This is a genomic window from Micromonospora sp. WMMA1947 (assembly GCF_027497355.1).
In the GTDB taxonomy this organism is placed as follows: domain Bacteria; phylum Actinomycetota; class Actinomycetes; order Mycobacteriales; family Micromonosporaceae; genus Micromonospora.
Window position 1 is genome coordinate 1543496 of the sequence record NZ_CP114909.1, and the last position, 21453, is coordinate 1564948.

Genomic DNA, 21453 nt, shown 5'->3' on the forward strand with positions numbered 1-21453 from the left:
GAGTGAAGGCATACCTGCGGGGGGTGCAGGGGAAGGCCACGGCGTCGCCGCCGTCACCCGGCCACGGCCGGATCGGCGCGCGACGCCGTGGACCGTCAGTAGCCGATGCGGGTGGTGCCGCCGTAGCGCGGGCCGGTGATGGCGCGGTCCCGCCACTGTGTCTCGGCCAGGCTCGGCCCCCACTGGCGCAGCAGCGTCTCCGCGCCGTCGTAGGCCACCCCCAGCACACCCAGGATCCGGGTGGCGATCTCGGCCGCGGCCGACGCCCCGGCCCGTCCGGCCCCGGCACCGGGCCGTGTCGCCGCGTGCACCGCCACCGCCTCCGCCGAGCCCAGCACCTCGGCCAGCGCCCGGGCAAGCGCGGCCCGGCTGCCCTCCACCCAGCCGGCCAGCGCGTCGGCGTAGCCCGCCGTCGACTCCAGCCGCCCGACCAAGCTGTCCGGGCCTTCGTCCAGGTGCCGCAGCAGGGCGGCACGCGCTTCGTCGTACGCCGACGCGGCGGCACCGGACCAGGCGACCTGGTCGGCCAGCACGGCGCAGGTGTCGTCGTACCCCCGGACGAGCCGGCGCACGGCGTGGCCGGCGCCGGTCAGCGGCGCGGGATGCAGGTCGAGGAACTCGCGCACGGCCGCGCCGGGGAGCACCTGCATGCGGCGCAGCAGCGGCCAGAGCCGGTGCCCCTCGGGTGCGCCGGCGGCCAGCAGCGTGTCGACGCGGGCGAGCAGGTCGAGCCCCGGCTCGGCGAGGCGGTCGAGCGCGTCCATCAGGCCTCCCGGGCCATCCGCCGGGCGACCGCGTCGTCGGCCGCGGCGTAGCGGTCGGCGGCACTGCGCAGTGCCGCCGCGGCGGCGGCCAGCCGGACGGCGGCGGCCTGCGCCTCGCGTGCCCGGTCGGCCGTGGCCAGGGTCCACTGACGGTGCAGCGCGCGGCCCACCTCGCCGGGGCGGCCGGTGGCGTCCGCGCCGAACGCGGGGTGCGGCGGGTCGGTGGCGGTCACCGTGCGCGAGAGGGTGGCGAGGGTCGCGCCGGCCTCGTCGAGACGGGCGGCCAGCGCACGCAGCGTCTCCATGTCAGGCCCCCGCCAGCGGCCGGTAGGCCGCGAACGTCTCGTTGTGCAGCTTCTCCCGCGCCCACTGCGCCGCGTCGGCGGCAGCCGTCACCGCGGCCTGCACCGAACCGGCCACGTCGCGCGGGCTGCGGTGGTGCAGCGCCCCGAGGAAACGCACGTCGGTGATCCGCCCGCCGGCGGTGACCACCACCTCGACGAGCCCGTCGGGTGAGCGGACGGTGACCTCGACCGTCGCGACCGCCTGGTCGAACTCGGCCTGCAGGTTCTCGATCCGGCGGTAGCGCCGCACCGCCTCCTCGATCCAGGCCTCGTCGATCTCGCCCCGCGGCATCGGCGGACTCCTCCCGGCCGGTCCGGCCTTCACTGAGCGTGCCGCCTCGGTCACCGCGGCATCACCGGACCGTACCGCACGCCAATCGCGCGTGTCGATGCCCTGTGGACAGTGCGGAAGGGGCCGGTTCAGCCGCGCCAGAGGGCCAGCATCATCGCCTCCACCGCGATCCGCGGCTTGACGTTGGCCTCGATGGCCGCGCGGCACTCCAGCACCGCCTCCAGGCGGCGCAGCGAGCCCTCGGCGTCCCACTTCTGCGCGCCCGCCCCGGCGAGCGACGCGGTGTCGGTGTGCACCGGGGCGACCGGCGCCCGCAGCGCCATGACGATCGCGTCCCGGTAGAACCCGGCCAGGTCGACCAGGGCGCGATCGAGCGCGTCCCGCTGGGCCCGGGTGGCCCGCGACTTCTGCCGCTTCTCCAGGTCCTTGAGCTGGCCGGCCGCGCCGCGCATCGCGCCGGCCGCGCCCCGGCCGGTGCCGCCCGCGCCGAGCGCGGTCTGCAACGCCGTACGCTCCGCCTCGTCGATCTCGGCGACCGAGGCGGCGGCCTCCGCCTCGGCGGCCTCGATCAGCGCCGAGGCCGCGTCGAACGCCGCGCCCACGCCGGTCAGCCGACGCGGTACGGCCAGCACCGCGTCCCGCCGCTGCCGGGCCTCCGGGTCGCGGGCCAGCCGCCGGGCCCGGCCCACGTGCCCCTGCGCCGCCGCGGCGGCCCACTCGGCCACGTCCGGCGCGATGCCGTCGCGGCGGACCAGCACCTCGGCCACCGCGGCCGGCGGCGGCTGCCGCAGCGGTACGACGCGGCAGCGCGACCGGATGGTCACGGAGACGTCGTCCGGGTGGGTGGACGGGGCGCAGAGCAGGAAGACGGTACGCGGCGGCGGCTCCTCGATCGCCTTGAGCAGCGCGTTGCCGGCGGCCTCGGTGAGCCGGTCGGCGTCCTCGATGATCACGATCTGCCACCGGCCGCCGGAGGGCGCGCTGGCCGCCCGCAGCACCAGCGCGCGCATCTCGTTGACGCCGATGGACAGGCCCTCGGGCACCACGAGGCGCACGTCCGCGTGGGTGCCGGTGAGCGTGGTGTGGCAGCCGGGGCAGCTCCCGCACCCGGTGCCGTGCACGCACTCCAGGGCGGCGGCAAACGCGCGGGCGGCCACCGAGCGGCCCGATCCGGGCGGGCCGGTGAAGATCCAGGCGTGGGTCATCCCGGCGCCCGGGTCGGCCGGCGCGGCCGGGCCCGGGTCGCCGTCGTGCTCCTCGGCGAGCGCGTCGAGGTCGTCGTACCCGCCCGCGGGCACCGTCACCGGCGCGCGCAGCAGGGCGGCGGCCGAGGCGGCGGCCCGCCGCAGCATGGCCACCGCCTCGTCCTGCCCGACCAGATCGCCGAAGACGCCGGTCATCGTCGGGGTTGCTCCATCGTCACCAGCTCCGCGTCGGATAACTCGGGCTGGACCGAGGTGTCCGGGCCCTGCGCCGGACGGGGGTGCACGATGCCGGCCGGGTCGGTGAGCAGCTCGCCCACCCGGCGGGCGACCGCGTCGGCGGTCTCGTCGATCGGGCGGGACGCGTCGAGCACCAGGTATCGCTTCGGGTCGCCGGCGGCGAGGTCGAGGAAGGCGTACCGGACCCGCTCGTGGAACGTCAGCGACTCGGCCTCCAGCCGGTCGGTGCCCTCGTTGCGGTCCTCGACCCGGCTCAGGCCGGTACGCGGCTCGACGTCGAGCAGCACCACCAGGTCGGGCTTGAGGCCGCCGGTGGCCCAGGACGAGAGCCAGGAGACCTCGTCCACCGGAAGCGTCCGGCCGGCGCCCTGGTAGGCGAGCGACGAGTCGACGTACCGGTCGCTGATCACCACCGCGCCGCGCACGAGCGCCGGACGGACGACGGTGGCGACGTGGTGCGCCCGGTCGGCGGCGTAGAGCAGCGCCTCGGCGCGCGGCGACGGCGCCTCGCCGGGAGTGGTGCCGAGCACCAGGGAGCGGATCCGCTCGCCGACCGGCGTGGCGCCCGGCTCGCGGGTGACCACCACGTCGCGGCCCTGCGCGCGCAGCCGCTCGGCGAGTTCGGCGAGCTGGGTGGACTTGCCGGCGCCCTCGCCGCCCTCGAAGACCACGAACAGGCCGCTGGAGACGAACGGCTCGGCCGGCATCAGCGGGCGGCCCCGGATCGAGCCCCACAGGTCGGCGAGGACCGGTACGCCCTTCTTGTCGTCCATCTGGCCGAACGCGCTGATGCCGGCGATGATGCCGGCCGCGCCGGCGGCGAGCAGCAGCAGCCGGGTCGAGGAGATGGAGATGCCCAGGTCGGCGATGGTGAGCTGGCGGGAGCCGCCGACGCCGACCAGGAGGCTGCTCAGCGCGATGGCCAGGATCAGCACCAGCCGGGTGCCGATCTGCACCACCGCGAAGACCCGGCCGCGCACCTCGTCGGCCACCTCGCCGCCGAGCAGCGTGGTGCCGGCCAGGAACGCCATGCCGGCGCCCGCGCCGACCAGGATCGCGCCGAGGATGGCCATCGACAGGTGGATGGCGAAGGCGAGCACCAGCACGGAGGCGCTGGCGAGCACGATGCTCATGCCGAACCAGCGGCGGCGGGACATGTCCCGCACGATCATCGGCCCGAGCCCGATGCCGAGCGCCAGGCCGACGAAGATCGCGCCGAAGAGCAGCGAGAACGCGGCGTCACCGGCGCCGAGCGAGTTGGCGAAGAACTTGGCGGTGCCGACCACGATGCCGCCGCCGGCGAACGCGCCGAAGATGCCCAGCACCAGGCCGCGCACGAGCGGGGTCTGGCCGATGTATTTCCAGCCCTCGGAGAACTGCCGGAACATGCTCTGCTCGGAGCGCTCCGCCTCGGCGCGCTGGGCGTGGCTGATCTCCTTGATCCCGAACGCCACCACGAGCGCGGTGGCCAGCCGGGAGAAGGCGTTGAACCAGAGCGCGAGCTGGGCCGGTTCGGCCCAGTCGGGCAGGTCGCCGCCGACCGCACCCCGGACGCCGCGGTCCAGCACGGCCAGCGCGATGGCCGCGGCCACCGGTGTCAGGCCGTACGTGGTGATCAGCGTGAGCTGGTTGGCCGCCTCCAGCCGGGTACGCGGGATGAGGTTGGGGACCGCCGCCTCCTTGGCCGGGATCCACATCAACGTGATCGACTCGATCAGGAAGGTGGCGATCAGCGCCCAGCCGACCACCAGCCCGCCCGCGGCGCCGGTGAGCGCGTACAGCGGGATCGAGGCGAACAGCACGAAGCGCAGCAGGTCGCAGATGACCATGGTCCACCGGCGGTCGAACCGGTCGGCGAACACACCGGCCACCGGGCCGAGCACCAGCGCCGGGAGCAGCCGGATCGCGGTCACGCCACCGAACGCGGCGCCCTGGGCGGTGCTGCCGGAAACCTGGGAGGCGGCGAACAGCGCGGTGGCCAGCAGGCCGAGCCAGTCGCCGAAGGAGGCGGCGCTGAGCACGATCCACAGCCTGCGGAACGGCCGGATGCGCAGCACCGACCGGATGGCGGCGACGCCGGAGTGGTCGGCGGCTGTCCCGGACGACACGCCGGGCGACTCGCCGTTGTTCTGGCTTTCGATGGCCGTACCTCCACGTGCCGGCCCAGGTCTGGGCATCCCCGGTGGAACACTCTAGTCGCGCAGGAGGGGTCGTCCCCCGCGACATTCGCCTGCTCGCCGAGCCTAGGCCGCCGGGACCACCGCCCGCAGCCCGGACAGACGCGAGGGTATTTCGCATTGCCGTCCAGACAGTTAGCGTGCAGACGTGGCCATCGACCGTGACAAAACTCGCGATCGTCTCGACCGGGCGACCGCTCATCTCGACCCGCCGTACGCCGTTGTCGACCTCACCGCGTTCGACGCCAACGCCGAGGCGCTCGCCGGGCGGTCGGGCGGCAAGCCGCTGCGCGTGGCGAGCAAGTCGGTACGGGTCCGCGAGCTGCTGACCCGGGCGCTCAAGCGGCCCGGGTGGCACGGCGTGATGGCCTTCACGCTGCCCGAGGCGCTGTGGCTAGTCCGCTCCGGGGTCAGCGACGACGTGCTCGTGGCGTATCCGACGGCCCACCGGGGCGGCCTCGCCGACCTGGCCGCCGACCCGGCGCTCGCCGACGCCGTCACGCTGATGGTCGACGACACCGCACAGCTCGACCTGATCGACCAGGTGTGCCCGCCCGCGCGCCGCCCCGCACTGCGGATCTGCCTCGACCTGGACGCCTCCTGGCGCCCGCTGGGCGGCCGGGTGCACGTCGGCGTGCGCCGCTCCCCGGTGCACAGCGCCACGGCGGCCGGCGCGCTCGCCGCCGCCGTCGCCGGGCGGCCGGGCTTCCGGCTGGTCGGCCTGATGTCGTACGAGGCACAGATCGCCGGCCTCGGCGACGCGCCGCCCGGACAGGCGATGCTCGGCTCGGCGATCCGGGTCGCGCAGCGCGGGTCGTACCGGGAACTGCTCGCACGCCGATCGGCCGCGGTCAGCGCGGTACGCGAACACGCCGACCTGGAGTTCGTCAACGGCGGCGGCACCGGCAGCGTGGCCGCCACCAGCGCGGACCCCGCGGTCACCGAGGTCACCGCGGGCTCCGGCCTGTACGGGCCGACGCTGTTCGACGCGTACCGTGCCTGGCAGCCGGCCCCGGCGGCGTTCTTCGCCTGCGCGGTGGTCCGCCGCCCGGCACCCGGGCTGGCCACGGTGCTCGGCGGCGGCTGGATCGCCTCCGGTCCGGCGGCGGACAGTCGGCTGCCGCAGCCGTGGCTGCCGGCCGGGCTGAAGCTGCTCGGCGCGGAGGGCGCCGGCGAGGTGCAGACCCCGCTGGCCGGAAAGACCGCCGACGACCTGCGCGTCGGAGACCGGGTGTGGTTCCGTCACGCCAAGGCCGGCGAGCTGTGCGAGCACGTCAACGAGGTGCACCTGATCGAGGGGGACGCGGTGGTCGCCACCGCGCCGACCTACCGGGGCGAGGGGCACGCCTTCCTCTGAGCCACCCCGGGGCTCCGCCCTACCGCGTGACGACGGCGGGTCCCGGCGCACTCTCGGGAACCCGCCGCTCGGCGTGCCGCTCAGCCCTGGTGGACGGCCTCCGTGGGGGCGTTCACCTGCCGGTGCAGGTACTCCCGGATGAGCGCCTTGGCCTCGGCCAGCACCCGCTCGTCGCCGTCGGTGCGGCGGCGGAAGGCCAGCTTGATCAGGGCGTCGGCGGCCTCCACCGCGACCTCCAGGTGGAACCGCAGGTCGGGCACCCCGGCCAGGCCGAAACGCTCGGTGAGTACGCGGGCGAGCTGCTCCGCGATCACCCCGTTGTTGTCCCGCTGGTCGTCCAGCAGGTGCAGGTCGACCACGTCGCCGAAGTGCAAGGTACGGAAGCCGGGCACGGTGCGGTGCATCGAGATGTACTCGTCGATCGCCGCGTCGACCCCGTCCCACCAGTGGGTCAGGTCGTCCGAGGAGAACCGCTCGTCGAGCCGCTGGAGGTAGGACTCCATGGTGCGCAGGGTCAGTGCCTGCACGATCGCCCGTTTGTCCGGAAAGAACTGGTAGACCGACCCGATCGCCACCTCGGCGCGCTCGGCGAGCAGGGTCGTGGTCAGCCCTTCGTACCCCACCTCGTCGACGAGCTCGGCGCAGGCGTCCAGCATCCGCTGGACCCGCGCGACACTTCGACCCTGCACCGGTACCCGACGCAGCGGCCCGGTCGTGGCGGCTGGTGTGGACACTCGGCGCCACCCCCCTTCGACGGATGAACATATCTGCACGTCACGAGTCTGTGACTACCGGTACAACGAGCCGGGCTCGATTGCGGTATTTACCAGGCACAACGTTCCTGATATGAATTCAGTTCATATTCATGTCGAGGAGTGGCAGCCATGTCCGGTACCACCGCCACCTGGTCCAACTGGGCCGGCAACCAGCACAGCACCGCGCTCCTCACCGTGCGCCCGCGTAGCGTCTCCGACGTCGTCGAGGCGGTTCGCCAGGCCGCCGCGGCGGGCCGGACCATCCGGGCCACCGGCAGCGGCCACTCCTTCACCGCCACCGCCGTCGCCGACGGGCACCGCATCGACCTCGCCGCGCTGGAGACGGACGTCACAGTCGATGTGGCGCGCCGCCTGGTCACCGTACCGGCCGGGATGACGTTGCACACGCTCAACGAACTGCTCGCCGGGCACGGCCTCGCGATGCCGAACCTGGGCGACATCGACGCCCAGACCATCGCCGGTGCGCTCTCCACAGGCACCCACGGCACCGGGGCGAAACTGGGCTGCCTGTCCACCTTCGTGGCCGGGCTGACACTGGTCACCGGCACCGGCGAGGTGCTGCGCTGCTCGGCCGAGGAGAACCGCGACGTCTTCGACGCCGCCCGGGTCGGGCTCGGCGCGGTCGGCGTGCTGGTCGAGGTCACGCTGCGCTGCGTGGACGCCTTCGTGCTGCGCGCGCACGAACGCCCGGCCCCGCTCGCCGAGGTGCTCGACGACCTGCCCGGCCTCTACGACGCGCACGACCACGCCGAGTTCTACTGGTTCCCCTACACCGACCGGGTGCAGGTCAAGACCAACGACCGGGTACCCGCCGACGACCGGCCGCTGCCCGGCTGGCGCGGCTGGCTGGACGACGAGTTCCTCTCCAACACCGTCTTCGCCGGCGCCTGCCGCCTCGGCCGCGCCGTACCCGCCCTCGCACCCACGATCAGCGCCGTCTCCGCCCGCGCGCTCACCGAACGCACCTACACCGGCCGCTCCGACCGTGTGTTCTGCACGCCGCGCCGGGTCCGCTTCGTGGAGATGGAGTACGGCCTGCCGCGCGAGGCGCTTCCGACCGCGCTGGCCGAGTTGCGCCGGATCGTCGACCGGCTGCCGTTCAAGGTGCTGTTCCCGGTCGAGGTGCGGTTCACCGCCGCCGACGACATCTGGCTGTCCCACTCGTACGGGCGGGACTCGGCGTACATCGCCGTGCACCAGTACGTGGGTATGCCGTACGAGCCGTACTTCCGCGCGTTCGAGGAGGTGGCGACGGAGTTGGGCGGCCGCCCGCACTGGGGCAAGCTCCACTGGCGCACCGCCGAGTCCCTGGCGACGGCCTACCCGAGATTCGCCGACTTCCAGTCCGTCCGCTCCCGCCTCGACCCCCACAACCTTTTCAAGAACCCCTACCTGTCCCAGGTCCTGGGCTCCTAAGGATCTTGGTACGAGGGCGCCCGTGGAAGGGCGTTTCCGTACCAAGATCTCGGCGGCTGTCCACAGGGACAGCCAAGACGGGTGCTGTTCGGGTGGGGTTGCCGGTGTGGAGATGCCGGGGGATTTCGCGGACGAGCTGAGCTGGTTGCTGTTTCGTCAGCGACGGGTGCTGGGAGCGGCGCAGGCTCGACGGTTCCTGTCCGAGAAGGCGATCCGGCACCGAGTCGCCAGCGGACGGTGGCAGCAGGTGCACCCCCGGGTCTACGTCACCCATGACGGTCCCGTCGGCCCGGAGGAGCAACGCTGGGTCGCGGTGCTGGCGGCGGGCCCGGCCGCGACGTTGGGCGGGCTGACCGCGGCACAGTGCTGGGGACTCAGGCGCTACGAGAGCCGCCTGATCCATCTGCTGCTGCCTGCTCGGCACCAGACCCGGGTGCTGCCACCTGGGGTACGGATCCACCGCACCACAGTCCTGCCGCCGGAGGATGTACTCACCGTCGGCCAACCCCGCCGGACCATGCCGGCCCGCTCGCTCGTCGACGCGGCACAGTGGGCGGCGACCGACGAGGAGGCACGGGCTGTCATCGCCGCAGGATTCCAGCAACGCCTGGTCTGGGGTGACGACCTACACCGGGTGCTGGAACGACTCCCCCGCGCACGGCGGCGTCGGCTGATCCTGGCGACCGCCACGGACGCGGCGGGCGGCGCCCACTCCCTCGCCGAACTCGACTTCCTCGACCTCGTCCGCCGGGCCGGGCTGCCCGAGCCGTCCCTTCAGGTCGTCCGCCGGGACGCCAACGGGCGGCGGCGTTACCTGGACGTCTGGTTCGAGCGGTGGCGGGTGCACGTCGAGATCGACGGCGGGCAGCACCTCGATCCGAGGGCCGCCTGGGCGGACATGCAGCGGCAGAACGACATGTGGGCCGCCGGTGACCGGGTGCTCCGCTTCCCGGCCTGGGCCGTCCGCACCAACCCCACCCGAGTCGTGACCCAGTTACGAGCCGCCCTGCGATCCGCAGGCTGGCCCGGCTGAGATCTTGGTACGGACACGCCCTTCCAGGGGCGGCTCCGTACCAAGGTCACTCCTTCGGGGTTGAGGTCGCCTTCTTGGGGGCGGCCTTCTTCGCGGGGGCCTTCTTCGCCGCCGTGGCCTTGGCAGCCGTCGTGGCCTTGGCGGCCGTGGTCTTCTTCGCCGCGGCCGTCGTCTTCTTCGCCGCCGTCTTCTTGGCCGCTGTGGTCTTCTTCGCCGGAGCGGCCTTCTTCTTCGGCGCCGGGCCCTTCGCGCGCTTCTCGGCCAGCATCTCCGACGCCTGCTCCAGCGTCAGCTCCTCCGGCGTCTGCCCGCGCCGCAGCGACGCGTTGAACTCGCCGTCCGTCACGTACGGCCCGAAGCGCCCGTCCTTGATCACCAGCGGCTTCTCGGTGAGCGGGTCGTTGCCCATCTCCCGCAGCGGCGGTGCGGCGGCCCGGCGCTGACGCGTCTTCGGGGCGGCCAGCAACGCCAGCGCCTCGTCCAGCGTGACGGTGAACATCTTGTCTTCCGAGTCCAGCGAGCGGAACTCGTCACCGCGCTTGACGTACGGGCCGTAGCGGCCGTTGTTGGCGAACACCTCGGTGCCGTCCGGGGCCACGCCGATCAGCCGGGGCAGGCGGAGCAGCTGCAACGCCTGCTCCAGGGTGAGGCTGTCCGGCGACTGCGAGCGCAGCAGCGAGGACTTGCGCTCGCCGCTGGCCACGTACGGGCCGAACCGGCCGGACTTGAGCAGGATCGGCTCGCCGGTCGACGGGTCGTCGCCGAGCTTGCGCTCACCGCCACCGCCGAGGAACAGCTCGTGCACCTTCTCCGGGGTCAGCTCGTCCGGCGCGAGGCCCTCCGGGATCGGCGCCCGGTCGCCCTGCGAGCCGCCCTCCTCGCCCTCACTCTCACCCGAGGCCGAGGCCGAGGCCGAGGCCGAACCCGGGCCCGAAACCGAGCCGGGCAGCGCCCGCTGCAGGTACGGCCCGTACCGGCCGACCCGGACGACGACCTCGCGGCCCTCGTCGTCGGTGAACAGCGGGATGGAGTTGACGCTGCGCGCGTCGATCTCGCTGAGGTTCTCGGTCACCAGCTTCTTCAGCCCACCGGCGTGCGCGATGGCCTGGTCACCGGTGCCGTTGGTGCTGCCGAAGTAGAAGGAGGTGAGGAAGTCGACGGCGGCGTGGTCACCACCGGCGATCTCGTCCAGCTCGTTCTCCATGCTGGCGGTGAAGTCGTAGTCGATCAGGCGCGGGTAGTGCCGCTCCATCAGCCCGATCACCGCGAACGCCAGGAACGACGGGATCATGGCCTGGCCGCGCTTCACCACGTATCCGCGGTCCTGGATCGTCTGCATGATCGACGCGTACGTGGAGGGCCGGCCGATGCCCAGCTCCTCCAGCGCCTTGACCAGCGACGCCTCGGTGTAGCGGGCGGGCGGCTGGGTGTGGTGGCCCTGCGCGGCCAGCTCGTCGGCGGTGAGCGGCTGGTCCTTGACCAGCGTGGGCAGCCGCCGCTCGGCGTCCTCCGCCTCGGCGTTCTCGTCGTCGCTGGACTCGACGTACGCGCGCAGGAAGCCCGGGTCGGTGATGGTCTTGCCGGTCGCGCCGAAGTCGGCCTCCTCCTGGGCGGAGGAGACGGCACGGATGCGCACCGACACGCTGGAGCCGACCGCGTCGGTCATCTGCGAGGCGATGGTGCGCCGCCAGATCAGCTCGTAGAGCTTGTACTCCTCGGCGGACAGCTCCTTGGCCACCTCGCCGGGAGTGCGGAAGTTGTCGCCCGCGGGGCGGATCGCCTCGTGCGCCTCCTGGGCGTTCTTCACCTTGCCGGTGTAGCGGCGCGGCTCCGGCGGCACGCTGCGCTCGCCGTACAGCTCGACGATCTGCCGGCGGGCGGCTGCGATGGCCGTCTCGGACAGGTTCACCGAGTCGGTACGCATGTAGGTGATGTAGCCGTTCTCGTACAGGCGCTGCGCGGTGCGCATCGTCTGCTGCGACGAGAACCGCAGCTTGCGGGCCGCCTCCTGCTGGAGCGTGGAGGTGATGAACGGCGCGTACGGGCGGCGGCGGTAGGGCTTCTCCTCGACCCGGGTGACCGTGAACGGCTGGTCGGCCAGTCGGGCGGCGAGCCCTCGGGCCCCGCCCTCGTCGAGGTGCACGACACCCGCGCCGGCGCGAACGCGACCCGTGGTCGGTTCGAAGTCCTTGCCGGTGGCGATCCGGTCGCCGTTCAGCGCGACGAGCGTGGCGTTGAACGTGCGCGGACCCTCGCCCGGCTTCGCCACCGCGAGCGTGGCCAGGATGTCCCAGTATTCGGCGGTGCGGAACGCCATCCGCTGGCGCTCCCGCTCGACCACGATCCGCGTCGCCACGGACTGCACCCGGCCCGCCGAGAGCTTCGGCATGACCTTCTTCCACAGCACCGGCGAGACCTCGTACCCGTAGAGGCGGTCGAGGATGCGCCGCGCCTCCTGGGCGTCGACCAGGTCGCGGTCGATCTCCCGGGGGTTCGCCACCGCGGCCTGGATGGCCGGCTTGGTGATCTCGTGGAAGACCATCCGCTTGACCGGCACCTTGGGCTTGAGCGTCTCCACCAGGTGCCAGGCGATGGCCTCGCCCTCGCGGTCCTCATCCGTCGCCAGGAAGATCTCGTCGACCTCCTTGGCCAGCTTCACCAGCTTGCTGATCTGCTGCTTACGGTCGGGCGAGACCACGTAGAGCGCGTGGAAGCCGTTGTCGACGTCGACGCCGAGGCGCGCCCACGGCTCACCCTTGTACTTCGCCGGGACGTCGGCGGCGTTGCGGGGCAGGTCCCGGACGTGGCCGAAGCTGGCCTCCACGACGTACCCCGGGCCGAGGTAGCCCGAGATCGTCTTGGCCTTCGCCGGAGACTCGACGATGACCAGACGGGTGGTTCCAGCGTTGCTCGGCACGTCTCTCCCCGACCTCACTCCTACGCCATGCCCGCTTCGGGCCGTGTTGCGCCACCCGGACCACAGGCGGTCCGGATGTCCAACGTAACGCGCCGTCCGCGTTCCGGGTTTCGTGGGCGGCAAACGGGCCGCCCTCCCGGCGACCGCCGGCCGCACCCTGCCGGACGGCGTCACGGTACACCGTGGGTAGGGCGGCAGGCGTGTCACTGTGACGATCGCGTACACCCGGCGGAGTCGTTCCCGGGTGTCCGGGTTCGGACACCGGACGGTCAGCCGTGCGACCCGGGCCACTCCGTCGCCGGAGCCGTGGCCGGCCGTTCGCCCACCAGCTCGGCGAGTCGCGACATGCGCCGCCCGCCGATCCGGAACGCGGGCCCGCCCTCGTCCGGTTCCACGAACGCGGCCGGCAGGCCCACCGCCGCCAGGGCGGCGCGGACCACCGGCCAGGACTGCTCGTCGGCCGGTCCGAGCCGCAGCCGGAACCCGGCCGGTTCGGCCGTGCCGGCCGCCGCCGCCCAGAGCCGCAGCCGGCGTCCGTCCAGGTGGAAGCGGGCCGGTGGCCGCTTCGCCGCGCCGCGCAGCCAGGCCCGCGCGAGCGGCGCCAGCATGCTCGTGTACGCGGTGCGCACCCGGTGTCGCCCGTCCTCGGTCGGCTCCCAGCTCGCCGGCACGCCCCGGGCGGCCAGCTCGGCCACCAGCACGTGCACCCGCCAGGCGGCGTCCACCACGACGGAGATGCGGGCCGTGCCGCCCATCCGCCCCACCTCACCCGGCCCGGCGAGCAGGCCGGCGAGATCCGCCAGCGCGGGATCGGCCGCCTCGGTGGAGAACAGCGAGGGCTGGCGGGCCGGTTTCGGGGTGGGAGGGGTCAGCGACACTCCGGGACCTCGTCGAAGGCCTCTTTCAGCTCGGTCGAGTTGAGCTTGCTGGTGTCCAGCGCGCTCGCGTCGTACTCCTTGTTGAGCGTGTCCACGGCGGCGCGCACGCCGTCGTAGAACGGACCGGCCTGGGCGGTGTCGAGCCGGTCGACGGTGTCCCGGGCCCGGCCGTACGCGTCACGCATCTTGCTCAGCGACCCCAGGAACCCGGCGGACACCTCGGCGCCGCGCTCGGCCTCGGGCACGCCCGCCTCCTCGACCTTGCGCCGGGCCGTCTCGCTGGCCTGTTCGGCGCCGGCGAAGAGCCGGACCAGGTTCTCCTTGGCCTGCGCCGGAGTGGTCTGCGCGGTCATCTGCTGCTGCGTGCTGCTGGTCAGCTTGGAGATCTCCGCGCGCCACGGGGTGAGCGCCTGGCACACCGACGCGGCCCAGACCCGGGGGTTGGGACCGCCGCCGCATCCGGTGACCACGAGGACCAGCGTGGCCAGGACCACCGTGAGCTTTCCGGCGGTTGCCGCCCGGCGCGTACGCATGCGTTGCAGCGTACGACCTCCGGGCGGAACCGCCACCGGTCAGGTTTGCCGGACCCGGGGTTCCCGGCCGGCCGGGGCCGGCCGGGAACCGTCGCGTGCGATCAGGCGTTCACCGTCTCCGGACGCTGGTCCGGGGTGCCGGCGTCGCTGTCCGAGTCGGACATCGCCACGCCCTTGCGCTTGCTGAACACCACCGCCGCCGCGATGATCAGCGCGGCGACCACGGCGATCGTGATGCGCAGCGGGTTGTTCTTGTCGTCGCCCACGCTCCAGGCCACCACGGCCGGGGCGATCAGCAGCGAGACCAGGTTCATCACCTTGAGCAGCGGGTTGATCGCCGGGCCGGCGGTGTCCTTGAACGGGTCGCCGACGGTGTCGCCGATGACCGTGGCGGCGTGCGCGTCGGAGCCCTTGCCGCCGTACGCGCCGTCCTCCACCAGCTTCTTGCCGTTGTCCCAGGCGCCACCGGAGTTGGCCAGGAACACCGCCATCAGCGTGCCCGCGCCGATCGCACCGGCCAGGTACGCGGCCAGCGCGCCCGGGCCGAGGCCGAAGCCGACAGCGATCGGGGCCAGGATGGCCAGCAGGCCGGGGGTCATCAGCTCGCGCTGCGCGTCCCGGGTGCAGATGTCCACGACCTTGCCGTACTCGGGCCGCTGGGTGCGGTCCATGATGCCGGGCAGCTCGCGGAACTGGCGGCGTACCTCCATCACCACGGCCCCGGCCGAGCGGGAGACCGCGTTGATGGCCAGGCCGGAGAAGAGGAAGACCACCGCGGCGCCGATGATCAGGCCGACCAGGTTGCGCGGGTTGGACACGTTGAGCGAGTTCAGGATCTCGCTCCCGACGTCGCCCACGCCCGCATCCTCGTAGGCGGAGCGCAGCGTGTCGGTGTACGACCCGAACAGCGCCGTGGCGGCCAGCACCGCCGTGGCGATCGCGATGCCCTTGGTGATCGCCTTGGTGGTGTTGCCGACGGCGTCCAGCTCGGTGAGCGTCCGCGCGCCGTGCTCGTCGATATCGCCGGACATCTCGGCCACGCCCTGGGCGTTGTCCGAGATCGGGCCGAACGTGTCCATCGCGACGATGACGCCGACGGTGGTCAGCAGGCCGGTGCCGGCCAGTGCGACCGCGAACAGCGACAGCGTGATCGAACTGCCACCGAGCAGGAACGCGCCGAACACGCCCGCGGCGATCAGCAGCGCCGAGTAGACAGCCGACTCCAGGCCGACGCTGATGCCGGCGAGGACGACGGTGGCCGCGCCGGTCTGCGAGCTCTTGCCGATGTCCTGCACCGGGCGCCTGTTGGTCTCGGTGAAGTAGCCGGTGAGCGCCTGGATCGCGGCGGCCAGCACGATACCGATCACGACCGCGCCGATGGCCACCAGCCGCGGGTTGCGGTCGACGTCGGTGAGCCCGCCCTCCAGCTCGGCGAACGTGGCCGGAAGGTACGCGAAGGCGGCGATCGCGACGAGCACGGCGGCGATCAGCGCGGACAGGTAGAAGGCCCGGTTGATGGCGGTCAGGCCGTTGCGGTCGCTCGCGCGCAGCCGGGTGATGAAGACGCCGACGATCGCGACCAGCACGCCGATGGTGGAGATGATCAGCGGGAAGACCAGACCGGTCTCGCCGAACGCGGCCCGGCCGAGGATCAGCGCCGCGACGAGCGTGACCGCGTACGACTCGAACAGGTCGGCGGCCATGCCGGCGCAGTCGCCGACGTTGTCGCCCACGTTGTCGGCGATGGTGGCGGCGTTGCGCGGGTCGTCCTCCGGGATGCCCTGCTCGACCTTGCCGACCAGGTCGGCGCCGACGTCGGCGGCCTTGGTGAAGATGCCGCCGCCGACCCGCATGAACATGGCGAGCAGCGCGGCGCCGAAGCCGAAGCCCTCCAGCACGGTCGGGGCGTCGCCCCGGAAGATCAGCACGACCAGCGCCGCACCGAACAGGCCGAGGCCGACGGTGAGGAAGCCGACCACGCCGCCGGTGCGGAAGGCGATCTTCATGGCGCCCTCACGGCCGCCTTCTCGCTCCCGCGCGGCCGCCGCCACCCGCAGGTTGGCGCGGGTGGCCAGCCACATGCCGGCGCCGCCGATGAACGCGCTGAACAGCGCACCCACCACGAAGAACGCCGAGCGGCCGACCTTCACCAGCGTTTCGTTGCCGTCGGTGTCGTGCACCGGCAGCAGGAAGAGCAGCACGACGGCGATCACCACGAAGATCGCCAGCGTGCGGAACTGCCGCAGCAGGTACGCCGACGCGCCCTCCTGCACCGCGCCGGAGATCTCCTGCATGTTGGTGGTTCCCTTACCGGCCGCCAGGACCGCCCTGGTGAGGGCGGCCGCGAAGACGAGCGCCACCAGCGCGATGACCGCGGCGATGACGACGTACGTCACGTTGGCTCCGGTAAGGGACAGTGCGCCGCCGTCGGCGGCCAAGGTCCCGGACATCTATGTCCTCCTGTACCGAACAACTCGCGCCGACCCGTGGAGACGCACGGGCCGACGCCTGAATGCGGACTCGCAAGCGCGCGCCAACTCACCCCGGCGGACCGTTCCCGCTGGCTACGGGACGGGATCACTTGCTGACAACCCGGGTACTGTAGCCCTCCGGCGTGGCGGAGGTCACACCGAGGGGGCACCGTGTCTCGATGATCTTCGTAACTGTGCTAGATGAGGAAATCTGATATATGGCGCGGCCAATACGACGAGGCCGCGCCCCCTCTGCGGGAACGCGGCCTGCGTGTGCGATTCGGGTCAGGCGCGGCCGGCCGGCCAGGACATCCGCACCTCGGTGCCGACGCCGTCGTCCACCGGGCGGACCTGGAGGTCCTCCACGAAACCGGCGAGCAGCGCGAAGCCCACACCGGTGGTGAGCGCGTCCTCGCTCAGCGACTCCTTGGCCAGCTCGTCCGGGCCGAGCGCGGCCAGGCCGAGGCCCGCCTCGATCGGAGCCCGGTCCACCACCCGGACCGTGTAGCCGCCGCCGTCGGACATCTCCACGTACACCGGGTCGGCCAGACCGTACTGCCGGTGCAGCGCGACCGCCCGGGTGCACGCCTCGCCGATGGCCAGGCGCACCTCGTCCAGCAGGTCCTCGCGTACGCCGGCCCGCCGGGCCACCGCGACGCCGACCAGGCGGGCGGTGCGCACGTGCACCGGGGCCGGAGAGAAGGACAGCTTGACGGTCGCCATCACGCGCCGGTGGAGTCGGCGGCGATGGCCGCGTCGACCGTCGGATGCAGCGGGAAGACCTGGTCCAGGGCGGTGATCCGGAAGATCTTGAGCAGCGGCTCCTTGTCGCACACCAGCGCGAAGGAGCCACCGGCCGTGCGCAGCCGCTTGAGCGCGCCGACGAGCACACCGAGCCCGGTCGAGTCGAGGAAGTCCACCCGGCCGAGGTCGACCACCACGTGGCGGGCCCCGCCGTCGATCAACTCCAGGAGCCGTTCCCGCAGGCGGGGGGCGGTGTAGACATCCACCTCACCACCGACCTCGAGCACCGTGTGCTCCCCCACGGCGCGGGTCGCCAGCGACAGCTCCATCGGTCCCTCCTCGGTAAACTCTCCTGGGCATCTAACCATCCCCCCGCGCGACCCTCTCGGGTCACCGGCCACGCCCTCCCCATACCCCCACCCTGCGGTTCCCAATTCCGAACACCAGTGCGAGAGTGCAGGACGTGACCGACCACAGCCCCGGCCCGCGGCGTGCTCCGGGCGAGCTGCTGCGCCGGCTGCGGCTGCGTCACCCCACCGACCCGGTCACCCACGTCGAACGCGTCCCGGCCCGCGCCGGTGAGCCGGTCGGGTGGCCCGGCTGGGCGCCGGAGGAACTGCGGGCGGCGTTCGCGCGGCGCGGCGTCGTCGCCCCGTGGCGGCACCAGGCCGAGGCCGCCGAGCTGGCGTACGCGGGCCGGCACGTGGTCGTGGCCACCGGCACGGCGTCCGGCAAGTCCCTGGCGTACCAGCTCCCGGCACTGAGCACGCTGCTCGCCGACCCGCGCGCCACGGTGCTCTACCTGGCGCCGACCAAGGCGCTCGCCGCCGACCAGCTCCGCGCCGTCGCCGGTCTCGAACTCGACGGGGTACGCCCCGCCACCTACGACGGGGACACTCCGCGCGCCGAGCGGGAGTGGATCCGCCGGCACTCCCGGTTCGTGCTGACCAACCCGGACATGCTGCACCACGGCATCCTGCCCGGGCACGCCCACTGGTCCGGGTTCCTGCGCCGCCTCGCGTACGTGGTGGTCGACGAGTGCCACACCTACCGGGGCGTCTTCGGCTCACACGTCGCGCACGTGCTGCGGCGGTTGCGGCGGCAGTGCGCGCGCTTCGGGCGTACCCCCGGTCAGGCGCTCGCAGGCTCGCGCGGCACCCCGACCTTCCTCCTGGCATCGGCCACCTCGGGTGACCCGGCGACGGCGGCCGGGCGGCTCACCGGCCTGCCCGTCACCGCCGTCACCGAGGACACGTCGCCGCGTGGCGGCGTCACGTTCGCGCTCTGGGAGCCGCCACTGCTGCCGCCCACCGACTCCTCCGTCGACGCCGACCTCGTCCAGGTCCGGCGCTCGGCGCTGCGGGAGACCGCCGACCTGCTCGCCGACAGCGTCGTCGAGGGGGTACGCACGCTCGCGTTCGTGCGGTCCCGCCGGGGCGCCGAGGTGGTGGCCGCGAACGCCCGGCGGGCGCTCGACGAGGCGGTACCCGGGCTGGGCGACCGGGTGGCCGCCTACCGGGCCGGCTACCTGCGTGAGGAGCGCCGCGAGCTGGAACGGGCGCTGCTGCACGGCGACCTGCTCGGGCTCGCCTCCACCAACGCGCTCGAACTCGGCGTCGACCTGGTCGGGCTGGACGCGGTGCTGATCTGCGGCTGGCCCGGCACCCGCGCGTCGCTGTGGCAGCAGGCCGGGCGGGCCGGGCGCTCCGGCGACGAGGCGCTCGCCGTGCTGGTGGCCCGCGACGACCCGCTCGACACCTACCTGGTGCACCACCCGGAGGCGCTGTTCGGGCGGCCCGTCGAGGCGACGGTGCTCGACCCGGCCAATCCGTACGTGCTCGCGCCGCAGCTCGCCTGCGCCGCCCACGAGTCCCCGCTCACCCCCGCCGACCTGGACCTGTTCGGCGAGGGCGCGAAGGAGGCGGTGGACTCGCTGGTCGAGGCGGGGGCGCTGCGGCAGCGGCCCACCGGCTGGTACTGGCGGCACCGGGAACGCCCCGAGGTCGACCTGCGCGGCGAGGGCGGCGCACCGGTGTGCGTGGTGGAGGAGTCCACCGGCCGCCTGCTCGGCACCGTCGACGGCGGGTCGGCGCACTTCCTGCTGCACACCGGGGCGGTCTACCTGCACCAGGGCGTCTCGTACGTGGTCGACTCGCTCGACCTGGCCGACGGGTGCGCGCTCGTGCACGCCGAGGAGCCGGACTGGTCCACCCACGCCCGCGACGTGACCTCGCTGTCGGTGGTGTCCGTGCGCTCGTACGTGGACGCCGGACCGGTCGGGCTGTTCCTCGGCGAGGTGGACGTGACCAGCCAGGTGGTGTCGTACCAGCGGCGGCGCATCGCCACCGGCGAGGTGATCGACACCCGCCCGCTGGACCTGCCGGCCCGGGAGCTGCGCACCGTGGCGGTCTGGTTCACGCTCTCCCCCGAGTCGCTTGCCGCCGCTGGTGTCGAGGCTCCGGACGTGCCGGGCGCGCTGCACGCCGCCGAGCACGCCGCCATCGGCCTGCTGCCGCTGATGGCGACGTGCGACAGGTGGGACATCGGCGGGCTGTCCACCGCCCTGCACCCGGACACCGAGGCGCCCACAGTCTTCGTCTACGACGGTTACCCCGGCGGGGCGGGTTTCGCCGAGCGGGCGTACGGCACCGCCGCCGCCTGGCTGCGCGCCACCCGGGACGCGATCGCCGAGTGCGGCTGCGAGACCGGGTGCCCGTCCTGCGTCCAGTCCCCGAAGTGCGGCAACGGCAACAACCCGCTGGCCAAGGCGGAGGCGGTGAAGGTCCTCGACGTGGTGCTGGCCAACCTCGCCACGGTCACCGCCCCGGAGGCGGGCGTCGGCCCGAAGGCGGGCGTCGGCCCGAAGGCGGGCGTCGGCCCGAAGGCGGGCGCCGGCCCGGGGGGAGGCGAGATGTTGCCCCGGCAGGGCGACCGGGTGGCCCGCCCGGCCCAGCCAGCCGGTGACCCATCCGCGTGACCAGGCCGGGTGGGTGGCCTGCCCGTCCGCCAGTTCGGGGAGGTTGCGGTATCGGCGGGTGTTGGACCCCGCCACTTCCCCGAGCTGGTGTCGATCAAGCTGGCTCGGGCGGCCTTCCGGAGGCCGGGGTGTCTGGTTGGTGGGACGAAGGCATGAGCGCGGGGCGGTCGGGGCATTGATGTATGGGAGCGCTTCCATGCATCATTTCCGGTAGCGCAGGTGACCCGAGACCCGTCCCGCCGGAGGTGCCGCCGTGGCCGACACGATCGCCGAGACCGTCGAGCTGCTCTACACGATCGATCAGGAAAACCTCACCCCCGACCAGCAGATAGCGCTGGGCACCGCGATGGCCACGCTCGCCCAGGCGGAACGGCTGGAGCAGATCAACGAGCGTCTGCGCGGCATCCATCAGGTGCTGAACACCTGGGCGATGAAGGCCACTGTCGACGGCGGTCGCTGACCCTTGCGTTCCGCCCGGCGTGCCGGTGCCGCGGTCGGCCGGCCCGCGCCAGGGGCGGCGCTCGACGCACCTCCGGCAGCGGCTGCTGGGTGGGTGCGACCGGGCGAGCGGTGGTCGCCCTGCTGTGCAAGACTCCGGCGACCCTCGAAGGAGATCCCATGTCGCCCGACAACCTGCAGGCCCAGCACCGCTTCATCATCCGTCAGCGGCTCCGGATGATGGTCAACCAGTACGAGGTGCACTCGGTGGCACCCGACGGCTCCGAAGGCGGGCTGCTCGCGTTCGCGCAGCAGAAGCGGCTCGCCTTCAAGGAGCAGGTGACCATCTACACCGACGACTCCAAGCAGTACCCCCTTCTCGGCTTCAAGGCCCGTCAGCGGCTCGACCTCGGCGCCACCTACGACGTGACCGATCACGCGGGTAACCCCATCGGGCTGTTCCGCAAGGACTTCGCCCAGTCGCTGCTGCGCTCGACGTGGCACGTCGAGCAGCCCGGTCTGCCGCCTGCCACCGGGCAGGAGCGCAGCCTGCCGGTGGCGCTGCTGCGCCGGTTCGTCGACTCGCTGTCCTGGCTGCCGTACCACTTCGACTTCATGGCCGGCGGCCAGCCGGTGTTCTCGGTCGACCGGAAGTGGGGCCTGCGGGACCGGTACTCCGTGGAGATCCAGCACCCGCAGATCGACCGCCGTCTGGTGATCGCCATGGCGGTCGGACTGGACGCGCTCCAGTCCCGCTGACCTGGCCCGACGGTCCGCATCCGCCGAGCCGGGCTTGGTCCTCGGCCTCACTCGGCCCCGCTCCCGGTCCCGGCTCGGCTTCAGATCTCGGCGCGGGCTCCGGGCCTGGCCCGGCTCTCGGTTCCGGTGCGGCCC

Annotated in this window: 18 protein-coding genes; 6 read left to right on the plus strand and 12 right to left on the minus strand. The window is 73.1% G+C overall.

The genetic code is table 11. From position 1 onward, the window contains the following. Positions 1-95 precede the first annotated feature (95 nt). From O7604_RS07400 to tmk, 5 genes are all read right to left on the minus strand, one after another. Entirely contained in the window at positions 96-764 is a 669-nt protein-coding gene (locus O7604_RS07400) for a hypothetical protein (protein ID WP_281579227.1), read from the minus strand. Then, positions 764-1069, minus strand: a complete 306-nt coding sequence (locus O7604_RS07405; RefSeq protein WP_269702754.1) for a hypothetical protein — start codon at positions 1067-1069, stop codon at positions 764-766. Before O7604_RS07405 ends, O7604_RS07400 begins: the two co-directional genes overlap by 1 nt. A 1-nt stretch (position 1070) precedes the next feature. Next, entirely contained in the window at positions 1071-1400 is a 330-nt protein-coding gene (locus tag O7604_RS07410) for a YbaB/EbfC family nucleoid-associated protein (protein WP_269702756.1), read from the minus strand. 128 nt (positions 1401-1528) lie between these two features. Next, positions 1529-2800, minus strand: coding sequence for a DNA polymerase III subunit delta' (locus tag O7604_RS07415; RefSeq protein WP_281579228.1), 1272 nt, complete (start codon positions 2798-2800; stop codon positions 1529-1531). Continuing rightward, positions 2797-5019 (minus strand): dTMP kinase, encoded by a 2223-nt coding sequence (gene tmk, locus O7604_RS07420; protein WP_281579229.1) that lies wholly within the window; start codon positions 5017-5019, stop codon positions 2797-2799. Before tmk ends, O7604_RS07415 begins: the two co-directional genes overlap by 4 nt. Before the next feature lie 148 nt (positions 5020-5167). On the opposite strand from tmk, the gene O7604_RS07425 reads away from it, so the two are divergent. Next, complete coding sequence (locus O7604_RS07425; RefSeq protein ID WP_281579230.1) at positions 5168-6376, plus strand: amino acid deaminase/aldolase; 1209 nt, start codon at positions 5168-5170, stop codon at positions 6374-6376. Positions 6377-6456: 80 nt separating this feature from the next. On the opposite strand, the gene O7604_RS07430 is transcribed toward O7604_RS07425, so the two are convergent. Continuing rightward, positions 6457-7032 carry a TetR family transcriptional regulator gene (locus tag O7604_RS07430; RefSeq protein WP_269706936.1) on the minus strand — a complete coding sequence of 192 codons (576 nt, stop codon included), beginning with the start codon at positions 7030-7032 and terminating at the stop codon, positions 6457-6459. 219 nt (positions 7033-7251) lie between these two features. On the opposite strand from O7604_RS07430, the gene O7604_RS07435 reads away from it, so the two are divergent. Both O7604_RS07435 and O7604_RS07440 read left to right on the plus strand, forming a co-directional pair. Next, positions 7252-8568 carry a D-arabinono-1,4-lactone oxidase gene (locus tag O7604_RS07435; RefSeq protein WP_281579231.1) on the plus strand — a complete coding sequence of 439 codons (1317 nt, stop codon included), beginning with the start codon at positions 7252-7254 and terminating at the stop codon, positions 8566-8568. Between the two features lie 112 nt (positions 8569-8680). Continuing rightward, positions 8681-9601: a DUF559 domain-containing protein gene (locus O7604_RS07440; protein ID WP_269702764.1), complete on the plus strand. Its 921-nt coding sequence runs from the start codon at positions 8681-8683 to the stop codon at positions 9599-9601. Positions 9602-9647: 46 nt separating this feature from the next. On the opposite strand, the gene topA is transcribed toward O7604_RS07440, so the two are convergent. The 6 genes from topA to O7604_RS07470 all read right to left on the minus strand — a co-directional run bounded on the left by topA (position 9648) and on the right by O7604_RS07470 (position 17473). After that, the gene (gene topA, locus O7604_RS07445; RefSeq protein WP_281579232.1) at positions 9648-12518 is read right to left on the minus strand and encodes a type I DNA topoisomerase; all 2871 of its coding nucleotides are present in this window, start codon (positions 12516-12518) and stop codon (positions 9648-9650) included. A gap of 269 nt (positions 12519-12787) precedes the next feature. After that, positions 12788-13396 (minus strand): hypothetical protein, encoded by a 609-nt coding sequence (locus O7604_RS07450; RefSeq protein ID WP_281579233.1) that lies wholly within the window; start codon positions 13394-13396, stop codon positions 12788-12790. After that, positions 13387-13929 carry a hypothetical protein gene (locus tag O7604_RS07455; RefSeq protein ID WP_269702769.1) on the minus strand — a complete coding sequence of 181 codons (543 nt, stop codon included), beginning with the start codon at positions 13927-13929 and terminating at the stop codon, positions 13387-13389. Before O7604_RS07455 ends, O7604_RS07450 begins: the two co-directional genes overlap by 10 nt. 101 nt (positions 13930-14030) lie before the next feature. Further along, positions 14031-16379, minus strand: coding sequence for a sodium-translocating pyrophosphatase (locus O7604_RS07460; protein ID WP_281579234.1), 2349 nt, complete (start codon positions 16377-16379; stop codon positions 14031-14033). Between the two features lie 306 nt (positions 16380-16685). Next, positions 16686-17123 (minus strand): ATP-binding protein, encoded by a 438-nt coding sequence (locus tag O7604_RS07465; protein ID WP_013283650.1) that lies wholly within the window; start codon positions 17121-17123, stop codon positions 16686-16688. Then, on the minus strand, positions 17123-17473 hold the full coding sequence (locus O7604_RS07470; RefSeq protein ID WP_269702772.1) for an STAS domain-containing protein: 351 nt from the start codon (positions 17471-17473) through the stop codon (positions 17123-17125). Before O7604_RS07470 ends, O7604_RS07465 begins: the two co-directional genes overlap by 1 nt. A gap of 134 nt (positions 17474-17607) precedes the next feature. Between O7604_RS07470 and O7604_RS07475 the strand changes: the two genes are divergently transcribed. The 3 genes from O7604_RS07475 to O7604_RS07485 all read left to right on the plus strand — a co-directional run bounded on the left by O7604_RS07475 (position 17608) and on the right by O7604_RS07485 (position 21318). Continuing rightward, entirely contained in the window at positions 17608-20121 is a 2514-nt protein-coding gene (locus tag O7604_RS07475; RefSeq protein WP_281579235.1) for a DEAD/DEAH box helicase, read from the plus strand. 253 nt (positions 20122-20374) lie between these two features. Next, positions 20375-20581: a hypothetical protein gene (locus O7604_RS07480; RefSeq protein ID WP_269702775.1), complete on the plus strand. Its 207-nt coding sequence runs from the start codon at positions 20375-20377 to the stop codon at positions 20579-20581. Between the two features lie 158 nt (positions 20582-20739). Beyond that, positions 20740-21318 carry a hypothetical protein gene (locus O7604_RS07485; protein WP_091414614.1) on the plus strand — a complete coding sequence of 193 codons (579 nt, stop codon included), beginning with the start codon at positions 20740-20742 and terminating at the stop codon, positions 21316-21318. The last annotated feature ends 135 nt before the right edge of the window (positions 21319-21453 follow it).